The 15055-nt window shown below is 65.8% G+C and carries 12 protein-coding genes and 1 tRNA gene; 7 read left to right on the top strand and 6 right to left on the bottom strand.

What is annotated here, in order from left to right; translation table 11 throughout:
* Positions 1 to 7: 7 nt before the first annotated feature.
* Positions 8 to 922 carry a cation diffusion facilitator family transporter gene (locus MTBLM5_RS07085; RefSeq protein WP_173975063.1) on the top strand — a complete coding sequence of 305 codons (915 nt, stop codon included), beginning with the start codon at positions 8 to 10 and terminating at the stop codon, positions 920 to 922.
* On the opposite strand, the gene MTBLM5_RS07080 is transcribed toward MTBLM5_RS07085, so the two are convergent.
* From MTBLM5_RS07080 to ndk, 3 genes are all read right to left on the bottom strand, one after another.
* Positions 919 to 2829 carry a tetratricopeptide repeat protein gene (locus tag MTBLM5_RS07080; protein ID WP_173975062.1) on the bottom strand — a complete coding sequence of 637 codons (1911 nt, stop codon included), beginning with the start codon at positions 2827 to 2829 and terminating at the stop codon, positions 919 to 921. The two genes, MTBLM5_RS07085 and MTBLM5_RS07080, sit on opposite strands and share 4 nt — an antisense overlap.
* A 258-nt stretch (positions 2830 to 3087) precedes the next feature.
* Positions 3088 to 3573 (bottom strand): helix-turn-helix domain-containing protein, encoded by a 486-nt coding sequence (locus MTBLM5_RS07075; protein WP_173975059.1) that lies wholly within the window; start codon positions 3571 to 3573, stop codon positions 3088 to 3090.
* A 271-nt stretch (positions 3574 to 3844) separates the two neighbouring features.
* The gene (ndk, locus tag MTBLM5_RS07070) at positions 3845 to 4267 is read right to left on the bottom strand and encodes a nucleoside-diphosphate kinase (RefSeq protein WP_068502604.1); all 423 of its coding nucleotides are present in this window, start codon (positions 4265 to 4267) and stop codon (positions 3845 to 3847) included.
* A 164-nt stretch (positions 4268 to 4431) separates the two neighbouring features.
* Between ndk and MTBLM5_RS07065 the strand changes: the two genes are divergently transcribed.
* Complete coding sequence (locus MTBLM5_RS07065) at positions 4432 to 6315, top strand: ABC-F family ATP-binding cassette domain-containing protein (RefSeq protein ID WP_173975058.1); 1884 nt, start codon at positions 4432 to 4434, stop codon at positions 6313 to 6315.
* 73 nt (positions 6316 to 6388) lie between these two features.
* Positions 6389 to 8104, top strand: a complete 1716-nt coding sequence (locus tag MTBLM5_RS07060; RefSeq protein WP_173975057.1) for an ATP-binding protein — start codon at positions 6389 to 6391, stop codon at positions 8102 to 8104.
* A 49-nt stretch (positions 8105 to 8153) separates the two neighbouring features.
* Here MTBLM5_RS07060 and MTBLM5_RS07055 read toward each other — a convergent pair whose 3' ends face one another.
* Positions 8154 to 9512: a TrpB-like pyridoxal phosphate-dependent enzyme gene (locus MTBLM5_RS07055; protein WP_173975056.1), complete on the bottom strand. Its 1359-nt coding sequence runs from the start codon at positions 9510 to 9512 to the stop codon at positions 8154 to 8156.
* A gap of 248 nt (positions 9513 to 9760) precedes the next feature.
* Here MTBLM5_RS07055 and MTBLM5_RS07050 point away from each other — a divergent pair.
* From MTBLM5_RS07050 to MTBLM5_RS07040, 3 genes are all read left to right on the top strand, one after another.
* A tRNA-Lys gene (locus MTBLM5_RS07050) sits at positions 9761 to 9836 on the top strand.
* A 96-nt stretch (positions 9837 to 9932) separates the two neighbouring features.
* Positions 9933 to 10277: a zinc ribbon domain-containing protein YjdM gene (locus MTBLM5_RS07045; RefSeq protein ID WP_173975055.1), complete on the top strand. Its 345-nt coding sequence runs from the start codon at positions 9933 to 9935 to the stop codon at positions 10275 to 10277.
* Positions 10278 to 10299: 22 nt separating this feature from the next.
* Complete coding sequence (locus MTBLM5_RS07040; protein ID WP_173975054.1) at positions 10300 to 11526, top strand: cation:proton antiporter; 1227 nt, start codon at positions 10300 to 10302, stop codon at positions 11524 to 11526.
* Here the strand turns inward: MTBLM5_RS07040 and MTBLM5_RS07035 are convergent.
* On the bottom strand, positions 11523 to 12032 hold the full coding sequence (locus tag MTBLM5_RS07035; protein ID WP_173975053.1) for a ferritin family protein: 510 nt from the start codon (positions 12030 to 12032) through the stop codon (positions 11523 to 11525). The two genes, MTBLM5_RS07040 and MTBLM5_RS07035, sit on opposite strands and share 4 nt — an antisense overlap.
* Before the next feature lie 210 nt (positions 12033 to 12242).
* On the opposite strand from MTBLM5_RS07035, the gene MTBLM5_RS07030 reads away from it, so the two are divergent.
* Positions 12243 to 12941, top strand: a complete 699-nt coding sequence (locus MTBLM5_RS07030; RefSeq protein ID WP_173975052.1) for a hypothetical protein — start codon at positions 12243 to 12245, stop codon at positions 12939 to 12941.
* On the opposite strand, the gene MTBLM5_RS07025 is transcribed toward MTBLM5_RS07030, so the two are convergent.
* Entirely contained in the window at positions 12910 to 15048 is a 2139-nt protein-coding gene (locus MTBLM5_RS07025) for an ATP-binding protein (protein ID WP_173975050.1), read from the bottom strand. The two genes, MTBLM5_RS07030 and MTBLM5_RS07025, sit on opposite strands and share 32 nt — an antisense overlap.
* Positions 15049 to 15055 lie beyond the last annotated feature (7 nt).

Raw genomic sequence — 15055 nt, 5'->3', positions numbered from 1 at the left:
TGGCACCATGACCAGTGAAAACGCCCGCCTGATGCGCTCGGCCACCTATGCGTCGGTGGCGGTGGCCTCGGCCCTGATCGTCACCAAACTGACCGCCTGGGCGCTGACCGGCTCGGTGGCGCTGCTGTCGACCCTGATCGATTCGGCCCTGGACGCCGCCGCGTCGCTGGTCAATCTGTGGGCGGTGCGCCATGCCCTGACCCCGGCCGACCGCGACCATCGCTTCGGCCACGGCAAGGCCGAGCCGCTGGCTGGCCTGGGCCAGGCGGCCTTCATCTTCGGCTCGTCGGCGCTGCTGCTGGTGGAAGCCGTCGATCGCTTCGCCCATCCGGTCGCGGTCACCCGCGGCGAGGTCGGCATGGGCGTCATGGCCTTCTCGATCGTGCTGACCCTGGCCTTGGTCCGCTATCAGAAATACGTCGTCGCGCGCACCTCGTCGGTGGCGATCTCGGCGGATTCCTTGCACTATGCCGGCGACGTTCTGATCAACGGCTCGGTCATCGTGTCGCTGGGATTGGGGATGGCGTTCGGCTGGACCATGGTCGATCCGATCTTCGCCATCGGCATCTCGGCCTATCTGATGTGGAACGCCTGGCAGATCGTCACCGGCTCGCTGGACATGCTGATGGACCGCGAGATGGCGGCCGACGACCGCACCCGGATCAAGGACATCGTGCGTGCCCATCCCGACGTATTGGGCCTGCACGATCTGCGGACCCGGCTGTCGGGCCAGCAGGGCTTCATCCAGCTTCATCTGGAACTGGACGCGCAATTGCCGCTCTATCGCGCCCACGCCATCGCCGACGAAGTCGAAGCCGCCATCCTGGCGGCCTTTCCCAATGCCGAGGTGATCATTCACCAAGATCCCGCCGGCATCCAGGAAACGCATCCCGACTTTGCAGGCCCCAAAACCACCCCTTAATCGACGACGAAGGAATCGGCGGCGCGGCCGTCGCACCAGCGGCGCCACATCTCGCCATAGGCCTTTTCCAGGTTGGCGGTGAACCGCGCGATGTCGAAAAGCGGATGGGAAAGCCGGTTCTCCGCCAGTTGCCGGCGGATGTCGGCCAGCAGGTCCGGGCGGGCGGCCAAGGCCTTGGCGAGGTCCTCGTATTCGTCGAGCGAGGCGGTGGCGAGCCGCGGCAGGCCGATGGCATGCAGCAGGCTGGTCGCCACCCGGCCGGCAAAGGCCTCTCCCGTGCAGGTCAGCACCGGCAAACCCGCCCACAAGGCGTCGGATGCCGTCGTATGCGCATTGCAGGGAAGGGTATCAAGAAACAGATCGGCCAGCCGATGTCGGGCCAGGTGCTGGTCCAGCGGCAGCCTGGGCGCGAAGACCAGGCGCTCGGGCGCGATCGCGCAGGCCTGGGCTTCCCGGAGCAGATTGGCCGTCGCGGCGGGGGTGTTTTCCAGCAGCCACAAGACGCTGCCTGGTGTCGCCCGAAGGATGTTCATCCAGCGGCGAAACACCGGGCGCGACAGCTTGTAGCTTTGATTGAAGCAGCAATAGACGAAGCCGTCCGGCGGCAGACCACAGGCCTGTCGCCCGGGATCGTCCGGCGCGATGGCCCGGCGGCTGTCGTTCGGCTGATAGCAATCGGGGAGTTGAACGATCTTTTCGCTGTAATAGGGTTGGTGCGCCATCGGGGTGACCCATCGGTCGCCGATGATGTAGTCGGCAAAGCCGCCCCCCATGGTGCCGGGATAACCGAGATAGTTGACCTGCACCGGCGCCGGCCGGAACGCCAGGATTCCCGGCCGGGCGTGCTGCGTGTAGCCCTTGAGGTCCACCAGGATGTCGATCTTGAAATCATGGATCACCCGGGCGGCCTGGCCCGGCGACGCCGCCCGAATATCGATGAAGCGGTCGAAGGCCCGCGTCAGTCGCTTGCGCATGTCGCTGCCGTCGTCGGGGCCATAGGAAAAGGCGTGGGTCTCGAACCGCGCGCGGTCATGGCGCTCGAACAGTTCCGCCATCAGGAACGCGGTGGCGTGACGATGCAGGTCGGCCGACAGGTATCCGATTCGAATCTTGTCGCTGCCGGTCGGGGGGCGGTGGACGAAGACGGACTTCTGGCGGTATTGCCGGCCCCACCGTTCGGCGCACATGCGGATGTCTTGCAAGCTGGCCGGGGTGGCGACAAGTCCGAAGGGCGAAATGCCGATATCCGCCTCGCGGGACTGGGCGAGCACCGCGGCCTCCTGCTCCCCGTCATCGCTCCAGTCGCAGGCATGGCGCATCAGGTGCGCCCATCGCCCCCGGGCAAGCGCGAAAGACGGCTTGGCGGCCACCGCCCGGGCATAGCAGGCGATCGCCTCGTCGAGATTGCCGGCGTCGGACAGGGCATTTCCCAGATTGTACAAGGCCTGGGGGTGATCGGGCGCCAGCTCGACGGCGCGGCGCAGATGGACGATCGCCTCGTCGGTCCTCGCCAGCTCCTGCAGGGCGGCGCCAAGATTGTTCAAGACCCCGATATCGTCGGGATCCATGTCCAAGGCCCGGCGATAGCAGGAAACCGCCTCGGCGAGCCGGCCTTGCGACTTCAGCGCCAAGCCAAGGTTGCCATGGGCGGATCGATGGTCGGGAGCCAGCTTGAGAACGTGCTGGTAATGGGCGATCGCGTCGGCGGTCTTGCCCTGGGCGGCCAGGATGACCGCAAGATTGTTGTAGGCGGCTGGCTGGTCCGGGCCGAGTGCGATGGCTTGGCGATAGGCCGCCGCCGCCTCGTCCAGCCGTCCCTGGCTTTTGAGGGCGAGCCCGCGATTGAAGGCCGCGGTGAACGGGTCGGCCGAAAGCTCGACCGGCTGTCTGGGATGCGGCCGATCCATGCGGTCCCTGCCCGTACCGATACGATAGACGTTCGGCGACTATAGCCAAACAGGGTTCAACAGGCTGCGAAAAACTCGGCGTTCCTGTCAGTTTGCTCAGTCCGTCATGGCCGGGCTTGACCCGGCCATCCACGTGTCTTCGCAAAAATTCCATTGGAAACAGATAGTTAGGCGACGCCGCGTGGATGCCCGGATCAAGTCCGGGCATGACGAAAAGGGGCGTTCGGACACCAGATCGGTATTTTTCCGCAGCCTGTTCTATGGCTTCGTCAGCACCGGCCCCAGGGCCTTGGCCAGTTCGTGGACCTGCTTCCTGACTTCCGGATCGACGATGCGGTAATAGGCCCGCACCAGTTCCAGCGTCTCGCGCTGGGCCATCAAGGCCTCGGCCGCGTCGGGCGGGTCAACGGTGGCGCGGACCATATGGCGCGGGCTGGCGGCCATGGTCTCTTCGTCCATCTCTTCGTAGAAGAAGGTCACCGGCACATCCAGCACCCGGGCCAGGTCGAAAAGCCTGGACGCGCTGATGCGGTTGGCGCCGCGTTCGTATTTCTGCACCTGCTGGAAGGTCAGCCCCAAGGCTTCGCCCAGATGCTCCTGACTCATCCCCAAGAGAGTCCGGCGCAGGCGGACCCGCGAGCCCACGTGAACATCGATCGGGTTCGGTTTGCCCGACGGCGTGCGGCCCCGACTAGCACGACGAGACACGCCCCCCGTCGACTTTCCAATCCCTGTCTTCGTCATCAATCGTCACCCCACAGACGAATGAACCGGCGCCGACATCAAAATAACTGTCGGCGAAACGTCAAACAAACCACTAAAGGTAGCTGCCGAACATTGCCGCCCTGGTGATTTACGCGGGACTGTAGCTGTTTTTTTTTGGAAGGAACAGGGGGGAAGTCGTACAAAAAATGCACCTTGCAAACACAATCAATACGGGCCGACGCGCAAACGCAAAGCGCCCCTGAGGGTTTTCCCTCAGGGGCGCTTGGGTTGAACTAACCGCGCAGATGAATTAGCCGGCGATTTCGCACTGCGAGAAGAAGAAGGCGATCTCGATCTTGGCGTTTTCCAGCGAGTCCGAACCATGCACCGAGTTGGCTTCGACGGATTCGGCGAAGTCGGCGCGGATGGTGCCGGGAGCGGCGTTGGCCGGATTGGTGGCACCCATGATTTCGCGGTTCTTGGCGACGGCGCCCTCGCCTTCCAGGACCTGCACCACCACCGGACCCGAGACCATGAAGGCCACCAGTTCGGGGAAGAACGAGCGCTCGGCGTGGACGGCATAGAAGCCTTCGGCCTGTTCCTTGGTCAGGCGGACACGCTTCTGGGCAACGATGCGCAGGCCGGCTTCCTCGAAGCGGGCGTTGATCTTGCCGGTCAGGTTGCGACGGGTGGCGTCCGGCTTGATGATGGACAGGGTACGTTCGGTAGCCATGAGATCAAATCCTTTGCGGCGGTTGTGCGCGCCCCACATGGTCGCGCAAGAGCCTTCCGCACGGCCGACGTCCGGAAGGAGCGCGCGTTATACAGCCAACGCCCAACAAGGGCAAGGTGCTACGCACTGGTGCGCTTCCTGCCGGGATGGTATGAAGCGGACCCATGCTGCATATCAACGATCTGACCTTCCGTTATGGCGGCCGCGCCCTGTTCGAACAGGCGACGGTGCACGTTCCGGCCGGCGCCCGCGTCGGACTGGTCGGACGCAACGGCGCCGGCAAGTCGACTTTGTTCAAGCTGATCTTGGACGAACTGCACGCCGACGGCGGCGACATCCGCATCCGCCCGCGTGTCCGCGTCGGCCGGGTGGCCCAGGAAGCGCCCGAGGGCGATACCAGCCTGCTTGATTGCGTGCTGGCCGCCGACAGCGAGCGCGCGACCTTGCTGGCCGAGGCCGACAACTGCGCCGACGCCCATCAATTGGCGGAAATCCACGAGCGGCTGAATGCCATCGACGCCCATTCGGCCCCGTCCCGGGCGGCGACCATCCTGTCGGGCCTGGGTTTCGACGCCGACGCCCAGGCTCGCCCGGTCTCGTCCTTCTCGGGCGGGTGGCGCATGCGCGTCGCCCTGGCCGCCGTCCTGTTCGTCCGGCCCGAGCTGATGCTCTTGGACGAGCCCACCAACCACCTGGACCTGGAAGCCACCTTGTGGCTGCAATCCTATCTGGCCAGCTATCCCGGCACCTTGGTCGTCATCAGCCACGACCGCGAATTGCTGAACGAGGTGTGCTCGCGCATCGTCCATATCGACCAGGGCCGTTTGGTGTCCTATGGCGGCAATTACGACGATTTCGAGCGGACCCGGCGCGAAAAGATGGAGCTGGCGGCCAAGGCCCAGGTCAAGCAACTGGAGCAACGCCGCAAGATCCAGTCCTTCATCGACCGCTTCCGCGCCAAGGCGACCAAGGCCCGCCAGGCGCAAAGCCGCATCAAGATGCTGGAACGGATGGAACCGGTGGTGGCCGTGGTCGAGGACCGCTCGATGGTGTTCGACTTCCCCGATCCCGAGCCGTTGTCGCCGCCGATCCTGGCCATCGATTCCGGAGTCGCCGGCTATGACGGCAAGGCGGTGCTGCGCGGGCTGGACATCCGCATCGACATGGACGACCGCATCGCCCTGCTGGGCGCCAACGGCAACGGCAAGTCGACCCTGGCCAAGATCCTGTCGGGCCGGCTGGGCCTGATGGAAGGCCGGCTGCAGCGCCCGCCCAAATTGAAGATCGGCTATTTCGCCCAGCACCAGACCGAGGAATTGCGGATCGGCCAGACCGCCTTCGACCACATGGCCACGCTGATGAAGGACGCGCCCGAATCGAAGGTGCGCGCCCAGTTGGGCCGCTTCGGCTTCGAGCAGGAACGCGCCGACGTCAAGATCGAGAACCTGTCGGGCGGCGAGAAGGCCCGGCTGCTGTTCGCCCTGATGAGCCGCGACGCGCCCCACCTGATGATCCTGGACGAACCGACCAACCATCTCGACATCGATTCGCGCCAGGCCTTGGTGTCGGCGCTCAATGCCTATGACGGCGCGGTGGTGCTGGTCAGCCACGACCCCCATCTGGTCGAACTGGTGGCCGACCGCCTGTGGCTGGTGGCGAACGGCCGGGTCCAGGCCTTCGATGGTGATCTGGCCGATTACCGCCGCTTCCTCGCCGACCAGGCCCGCGAGGCCCGGCGCGGCGGGGGCGAGCCAAAGCCCGCCGCCGCCAGCCGCAAGGATGAACGGCGCGCCGCCGCCGAGGTCAGGGCCCAGTTGGCCCCGCTCAGGAAGCAGGTCGCCGACGTCGAGAAGCGGCTGGAACGCCTGGCCAAGGCCAAGGCCGAGGTCGAGGCCAAGCTGGCCGACCCGGCGCTTTATTCCGGCCCCGGCGAGAAAGTCGCCAAGCTGCAAAAGGAATTGGGCGAAATCGCCCGCTCGGTCGAGGACGACGAGGCCCGCTGGCTCGACCTGCACGAGCAACTGGAAGCCGCCCAGGCCGATTTGTGATCTTTCCAATTTGCAGTCCATGCGGTTGGGGGTACGCTTTCATGGACCAAGGCGACAGCCAGGAAGGCCGATCTTGACCGATAGCGTTGCCTCGACCGTCAGTCTCAATCCGCGCCAACGGATCCGGCATCTGCTGGCCGGGCTGGCGGGGTTGCTGGTGGCGGCCGAGATCATCGGGATGTCCAGCCTTTACGAGGAAGCGATCTGGGAGGCCGAACAGAAGGCCAGCGCCGCCACCCGCCTGCTGGAAGCGCACATGCTGCGCACCTTCCAGGCGTCGGAATACATCTTGTCGCAGGTCACCGACATCGGCCGTAGCCGGCCGATGGCCGAACTGGCCAAGGATGAAGCCGCCTGGATTCGCCTGAACGAGATCAAGCAGGCCTTGCCCGAACCGGGAACCTTGTGGATCGCCGACGCCGCCGGCAACGTGGTTCTGGGCACGCCCTATTTCCCCTCGCCCACCGGCGATGTCGCCGACCGCTATTACTATTTCGCCCACCTGCAAGGGCGCCAAGATCTGGTCATCGGGCCGATGGTGCGGGTCAAATCGCGCGAGGTGTTCGCCTTTCACGTCAGCAAGCGCATCGACAATCGGCCCGGATCGATGATCGGCGTCGCAGCGATCGGCTTCGATACCCCCACCTTCACCAATTTCTACGAAAATCTTGAACTCGGCGCGGATTCCAACCTGACCGTGTCGGGCATGGACGGCCGCATCATTTTGCGCCAGCCGGATGGGGGCCGCTATGTCGGCACGCAGATCAAGGACGGCCCGGTCGGCCAGGCGGTCGCGGCCGGCAATACCGAGGGGGTGTTGCGGGTGGTCTCGCCGCTTGACGGCATCGAGCGGATCCGCGCCTTCAAGGTGATGCCGCGCTACGGCGTGGTGGTCGGGGCCGGCATCGCCATCGACGACGCCCTGGAATTTTGGTGGGAGGTATTGTGGGGCAGTCTGGCCGGCATCTGCGCCCTGATGGGCGTGCTGGTGTGGGCCGCCCGCTACATCTTCGAATCGCTCGACCGCGAGGAAGGCCTGATCGCCGGCCTTGACGCCAGGCTGCGCCTGCGCACCGAGGAGGCCGAGGCCCGCGCCAGCGAGGCGCGCGAGGCCAACGAAAGCAAGACCCGTTTCCTGGCGGCGGCCAGCCATGATTTGCGCCAGCCGCTGCAGGCCGCCGGCATGTTCGCCGAGGCGCTGGCGGCGCGGCTGGAAGATACGCCCCACATGGCGGTGATCGACAAGCTGCGCCAAAGCCTGGATGCCACCCAATTGTTGCTGAGCACGCTGCTGGACGTTTCGACCCTGGAAGCCGGCCATGTCGACGCCCAGCCGACCACCTTCCCCCTGGCGCCCTTCATCTCGAACCTGGCCGACCAGTTGGAAATGGACGCCCAGGCCCGCAAGCTGGATTTCAAGGTGGTGCTGCCCGACGCCTGGATCGTCAGCGATCCGGTCTTGCTGGAACGGGTGGTGCGCAACCTGTTGGTCAACGCGCTGCGCTACACCAAGTCGGGCGGCGTGCTGCTGGGCTGCCGGCGGCGCGGCGACCATCTGGCCATCTGCGTGGTCGATACCGGCCCCGGCATCCCGGCCGACAAGATCGACGCCATCTTCGAGGACTTCACCCGCCTGAGCGACAAGGGGCGCGGCCAGGATCGCGGCCTGGGCCTGGGCCTGTCGGTGGTGCGCCGCACCGCCCAATTGCTGGGGCACTCGATCGAGGTCAAGTCCCGCGTAGGCAAGGGATCGTGCTTCGCCATCGTGGTTCCGCTGGCGGCGGGATAAGGATCTTCCAAAAGGAAAAGGGGGCGAACCGTCCGCCCCCTTTTTTGTCTCAGCCGACCTTCGGAAGCGCGCCCAGCGCCGCCTCCAACTCGTCGGCGGCGAAATCGGGGTCGCGCAGCTTGCCCGAGAAGAAGTCGGTATAGGCCTGCATGTCGAAATGGCCGTGGCCCGACAGGTTGAACAAGATGGTCCGGCCCTTGCCCTCGGCCTTGCAGGCCAGGGCCTCGTCGATGGCGCCCTTGACGGCGTGCGACGATTCCGGGGCCGGCACGATGCCCTCGGCACGGGCGAACTGCACGGCGGCGGCGAAGCATTCGGTCTGGGCATAGGACTTGGCGTCGCACAGGCCCAGTTCCTTGACGTGGCTGACCATCGGCGCCATGCCGTGATAGCGCAACCCGCCCGAATGCGACCCCGGCGGCATGAAGGTCGAGCCCAGGGTGTGCATCTTGACCAGCGGGGTCAGATGGCCGGTATCGCCGAAATCATAGGCGTAGCGGCCCCGGGTCAGGGTCGGGCACGAGGCCGGCTCGACGGCCACGATGCGGACCTTGGCCCCCTTCAGGTTCTCGCGGATATAGGGGAAGGCCAGACCGGCGAAGTTCGACCCGCCGCCGGTGCAGGCGATCACCACGTCGGGGCTGTCGCCGGCCATCTCCATCTGCACCATGGCTTCCTCGCCGATCACCGTCTGATGCAGGCAGACATGGTTCAAGACGCTGCCCAGGGCGTATTTGGTGTCGTCGCGGCTTGCAGCGACCTCGACCGCCTCGGAAATGGCGATGCCCAGCGAGCCGTTGGAGTCCGGCGACTTCTCCAGCACGGCGCGGCCGGCATTGGTGAGCGGCGACGGGCTGGCGATGCAGCGCGCGCCATAGGTTTCCATCAGGGCGCGGCGATAGGGCTTCTGGTTAAACGAGATCTTGACCATGAAGACCTCGACCTCCAGGCCGAACAGCGAGCCGGCGAAGGCCAGCGAACTGCCCCACTGGCCGGCCCCGGTCTCGGTGGACAGCCGCTTGACCCCTTCTTGCTTGTTGTAGAAAGCCTGCGGTACCGCGGTGTTGGGCTTGTGGCTGCCGGCGGGCGACACGCCTTCATACTTGAAATAGATGCGGGCCGGGGTGTCCAAGGCCTTTTCCAGCCGCCTGGCCCGGACCAGCGGGCTGGGACGCCACAGGCGATAGACCTCGCGCACCGGTTCGGGGATATCGACCCAGCGCTCGGTGGTCATTTCCTGGGCGATCACCGCCATCGGGAAGATCGGGGCCAGATCGTCCGGCCCCAGCGGCTGGCCGGTGCCAGGATGCAAGGGCGGCGGCAACGGCACCGGCAGGTCGGCGGCCAGATTGTACCAGGCCTTGGGCATCTGATCCTCGGCCAGGAGATACTTCACGGAATCGGTCATTCTTGGCAGTCCTTCAAGGTGTGGCGCCCTTGCTCAGGCTTACGAACGTTTGTAACGCCGATGGGCATCCAGGCCAAGCCCGAGGCAGCCGACGGTAAAGATGATCTGCACCGTGATTTTTCCCCTTGCCAGCCCCTCGGGATCGCACTATAAAGCCGGCCTCTTCCGCCGGTACCGAGTGCCGGTGTGGCATCTGGGAAGGGTGGCCGGTTCCATCTGGAATCGGATGCGAAGAAGAAATCGAGATCGGGCGCTTAGCTCAGTTGGTAGAGCAGCTGACTCTTAATCAGCGGGCCGTAGGTTCGAATCCTACAGCGCCCACCAATCTCCGGCCCCCGGCGCGAAAGCGACCGGGGGCTTCTTCTTTTTGGCCTGTCGAATGAATGGCGCGACGTCGCCCGACGAACAGCGAGGATCAGGATGGATAGCGAACTGAAGTGCCCGAAATGCGGGTCGGAGCACGTCTACCAGGACGGCAGCCTGTGGATGTGCCCGGAATGCGCCCATGAATGGGACCCGGCCGCCGTGGCGACGGATTCGGCCGATGGCGCGGTCAAGGATGCCAACGGCAATCTTCTGGCCGACGGCGATTCGGTCACCGTCATCAAGGATTTGAAGGTCAAGGGCTCGTCGCTGGTGGTCAAGGGCGGCACCAAGGTCAAGAACATCCGCCTGGTCGATGCCACCGACGGCCACAACATCGCCTGCAAGATCGACGGCATCGGCGCCATGAACCTGAAGTCGGAATTCGTCAAGAAGGCGTAGCCCCGCCTGGCTGCGAGACATCATGATCGATTCCGGCGCGTTCCTGCTCCTGGCGCTGACCATCGTCGCCGCCCCCTATGCGATATGGCGCCTGCCGCTGGTCCAGCGGCTGGTGCCGTTGGCGGTGATTCAGATCGGAACCGGCATCGTGCTGGGCCCCAGCCTGCTGGGTGTGGTTCCGCCCGACCTGACCCCGGCGCTGTCGGGAATCGGCCTGCTGGCGGTGACCTTGTTCGCCTTCCTGACCGGGGTGCATTTCGATCCCGCCGATCTGAAGGGCCAGGGGCGCTGCTTCGTCGCGGTCAGCCTGTCGTCGGCGTGCCTTCCGGCCCTGCTGGGGGCGGCGGTCGGGTGGTGGGCATTCGATGCCGTTCCCGACCTTGCCGGGCCGCAAGGAGGCCAGCCGATCTTCGCTGCCGCCATCGCCGCAGCAATTGCCGTCACCGCCCTGCCGGTGCTGGCCGCCATCATGAAGGAAACCGGCCTGGACGGCACGCGAATCGGCCGCCTGGCCCTGGGCGCGGCGGTGGTCAACGACCTGCTGCTGTGGGTGATGGTGGCGATGCTGCTGGCCGGCTTGCGCCAGGACGGCCGTCCACTGACCGGTCTTGCCGTGCTGGTCGGCGGCCTGGTCTGGCTGTCCTTCATGGTGTGGGGGGTGAAGCCGGCGGTGCTGAAACTGCTGCACCGATCGTGGGGCGAGAGCGGGCCGCGCGACACCGCCCTGGTGCTGGTGGCCGGATTGTTGTTCGGCTCGGCGGCGCTGTCGGACGCCCTGGGCCTGCATGCGGTGATCGGCGGCTTCGTCGCCGGCGCCATTCTGCCCCGCCGGGTCGCAGCCGCCATCGTCACCCGGTTCGAGCCGTTCGCCGCGCTGGTCCTGATGCCGTTCTTCTTCGTCACCGCCGGGCTGAAGGTCGATCTGGGGGGCCTGGGCGCCGGGTTGGGTCTGTTCCTGGCCCTGGTCACGGCGGCGGCCGGCCTGGGCAAGATTCTGGGCGCCGCGCTGCCCGCCCGCTGTGCCGGGCTGCCGACGGCCGACGCGGTGTGCCTGGGCGCCTTGATGCAATGCAAGGGTTTGATGGAAGTGGTGGTGCTGACCATCCTGACCGAAGCAGGAATCCTGTCGCCGGCCGCCTTCACAACCATGGTGGTGATGGCGCTGCTGACCACGGCGGCAACCAAGCCGCTGGTCGGACTGGTCACAAAAATGGCCGGGCCGAGCCCGGCCATTCCCCAGAAAGATTAATCGACGACTTGGGCGGGGTCGGGATCTTCCGCCCAGTCGCGATCCGGACGCGGCGTGCGTTCCAGCCAGCTTTCCAGGGTCTCGACGTGTTCGGCTTCCTCTTCGGCGAACTCGGCGCCCAGGCGACGGACCTCGGGGTCGGTCGCTTCCTTGGCCGAGTTGTTATAGAACTCCCAGCCGCGCCGTTCGTTGGCCAGGGCGAATTGCAGCGCATGGAACGGGGTCATCAGATAATGGGTGCCCGTGAAGTCGCCGACTTCCGGCGGTTCTGGGGCATTCCAGCGATATTCCCATGATTTCAGCTTCGGCAACGGCCCGAATTCGGCGGCGCGAGCGGTGACCTGAGCGGCATGCATCCGCGAGAATTCGGCCATCTGGCGGAACATCGTCGCGACTTCTTGATTGTTGTGGACGTCCATGACGTCGGCGAGTTCGTCGTAGCGTTCGCCGGCCTCGGTTTCCAGGGCGACGGCATGGGCCAGGAACAGGGCAACCTTGCTGGTCATTGGGCCTCCTATTGTTCTTGAGTGGCCACCCGGGCGGGGCGGCCTTCCCCTATCCGCCGAGTGTGCACCCTTGGGCAGGGGGCGGAAAGTGAAAAACCCGGGTATCGAGACATTCACCCCAATGTCCACCAATTGGCATGGCTATTGGACGGTACAAGATCGGTTCCGGCTTTTCTTGACCGGCTTATACTCCTGGATTAAGCAGCAGGGATGGAAAACGAATCGCCCAGCCCGCTGGAAGCGGCCATCGTCGGCTATTTCCGCGCCCCCGACCCGCAAACCCTGATCGCCTTGTTCGCCGCCGAGCCGGTCACCTCGCGCTGGCGGGCCGAAACCGTGCTGACCCTGCCGGTCTTCCTGTCCCACCTGATGGACCAGGCCCCCGAGGCGGCCGACCGGCTGATCGACGCGGTCAAAGGCGGCGACCCGGTCAAGGTCGAGGTGGTGGCCCAGGCCATCAACTATTCGCACCACCCGCGCCGCCACCTTTTGATGGAACGCCTCGCCGGCGAGGCGGCGGCCGGCAGCATGGATCTGGCCGGCGCCGACTTCACCTTGCTGGCCCCGACCCATCCGGTCCATATCGACATGCTGTGGGCGTCATTCTTCGCCACCGGCCAGACCGGGTATGTCGAGCGAATCGCTGTGCTGCTGTCGGGCTGGATGCTGCAGCCCGAGTTGCAGGCCCTGCTGGCGGTGGCCGGCCGCGACCCTTCGGTGCGGGAGCGCGCCCTGGCCGGCATCCTGGCCGATTCCGCTTTGTGGAGCCTGACGGTCAACGGCCGCGACATCCCGGAAGTGCGCCAGGTCCTGGAAGGGATCGCCGCCCGACAGGATGGCCTGACCGGGGCGATGGCCGCGCGAATCCTGGCCGGGATCAGCCAGCCCGGTCTGGGTGCGGAAAGCTGACGACGAACACCGAGCCGACACCGTCGGCCCCCGGTTCGACCATGATGGTTCCGCGATGATGCTCGACGATCTTGCGGCACACCGCCAAGCCGATGCCGGTGCCCTCGACCTCGTCACCTTGATGCAGGCGCTGGAAGATGCCGAACACCCGCTCGGCGGAATCGGCGGGGATGCCGATGCCGTTGTCGGCGACCCGCACCACCACCTGGTCGTCGGTTTCCTGGGCGGTCACCGCGACCCGGCACGGGCGGCTGGGATCACGATACTTGACGGCGTTGCCGATCAGGTTCTGGAACAGGCGCAGAAGTTCGACCTCGTCACCGTGGATGGCGGGCGCGCGGTCAGGCAGCGTCAGATCGGTGCCGGTCTCGGCCACGTCAAGGGCCAGGTTGCCGGCCGCATCACGAATCGATTCGGTCAGATCGACCAAGGCGAACACCCGCTCGGCCCGGCCGACACGGGAATATTCCAACAGGTCGAGGATCAGCCGGTCCATCCGCTTGGCACCAGAACATGCAAAATTTAGAAAGCTTTTGGCATCGTCGGGCAACTGGTCGCCATAGCGCCGTTCCAGCAAGGTGGTGTAGCTGGAGATCTGGCGGAGCGGCTGGCGCAAATCGTGGCTGGCGACATAGGCGAACTGTTCCAGCTCGGCGTTCGAGCGGGCCAGGTCCTGGGCCTGCTTCTGAAGCGCGACCTGCGCCTGGGCCAGGTCGCGCTGCTGGCGCAGGCGGGCGGTGACGTCCTCGCAGGCCCACACCGTGGTCGGCGGCTCCGAGCGGATCTGGCGGGCGGTCATGGCGACACGGATATCGGTTCCATCCTGACGGCGCAGCGTAAGGATGTCGCTGAAGACCTGGTCGGCCGCCAAGGCGCCATAGGCGCGCTCACCCAGATCGGCGAAAATTTCCTCGGAGGGATAGATCATCCGGGTCGAGCGCCCCAGCAAGTCGCGCCGGGAAAAGCCGGTCATCTGCACGAAGGCTTCGTTGACCGATTCGAAACGGCGATCCAGCGTGACGATGGCCAGACCGATCGGAATGCCTTCCTGAATGGCCTCCAGCCGCCTCGCGTCCATGTCGATCTGATGGGTCAGCTCGGCCTGCCGGCGGCGAACCTGGATTTCCGCCTCCAGCCGTTCGTTGGCAAGCCGGGTCATGCGGGTGCGCAGCCCCAGGAACGCCAAGGCCCAGGCGAGAACGGTCGACAGCGCGACCATGGCACCGCTTTGGCGTTCGGCCCGCGCGATCTCGCTCCGATCCAGCTTGACCAGTAAGAACCAGTTCGAATCGGGGACATCGCGCAAGAAGGCGACCACCCGGGTTCCCTTGTAATCGATTCCCTCGACGATGCCGCGCACGCCGCGCGCCGCCATCGCCGCCGGCAATTCCGGGGCGGACAGCGGGCGGGTGATGACGTTCTCGGACCCGTCCGGGGTGCCGCGGGGATCGACGATCACTACCTTGTCGCCGACCCGCTGGCCCAGCACCACCTCCATCCCCTCGTCCAGCAGGGGCAGGCCGCGGACCACGAAACCGATCATCCGCGCCGGGTCGATGCTGATGGACAGCGCCGCCACCGCCGGCCCATTGGCCACGGTCAGCAACGGGACGCCCAGGTCGATATCCAGTTCGTGACGGCCTTCCTCGCCCTCGACATGCAATCCCGAGGTCACCGGCACCCGTGCGGCGACGGCCTTCAGGCCGATATCCACCTGGCTGGGCTCGATCTCGTCGGATTCGCGTCCGACATCCAGGACGCGGCGGCCGTCGGGGGCCAGCAGGATGACGCTGCGATAGGGATAGGCCTCGATCAGGCTGCGCAGGCGTTCGCGCAGAAAGACCCCCATGCGGTCGTCGCCATCGGCCAGATAGGTCTCGACCTTCTCGGCCAGCAGGCGGTCCTTGGACAGGACCAGGGCGTCCCCCCTGCGCTCATCCAGCCAGACGGCGAAATGACCGGCCAGCGCTTCGGAAATCTGCTCGAGACTGCGTTCGGCATGGGTCCAGGCGCGGTCGGCCAGCACCATGTGCGCCGAGACCGCAGCCGTCAGGAACACCCCAGCCAGCAGGGCGAGGATGCTTTGCGCCGATCGTTCGTTCCGCAACGTGGTA

The organism is Magnetospirillum sp. LM-5 (assembly GCF_902729445.1).
Lineage (GTDB): Bacteria > Pseudomonadota > Alphaproteobacteria > Rhodospirillales > Magnetospirillaceae > Magnetospirillum.
This window is presented reverse-complemented; position numbering and strand designations above follow the sequence as displayed.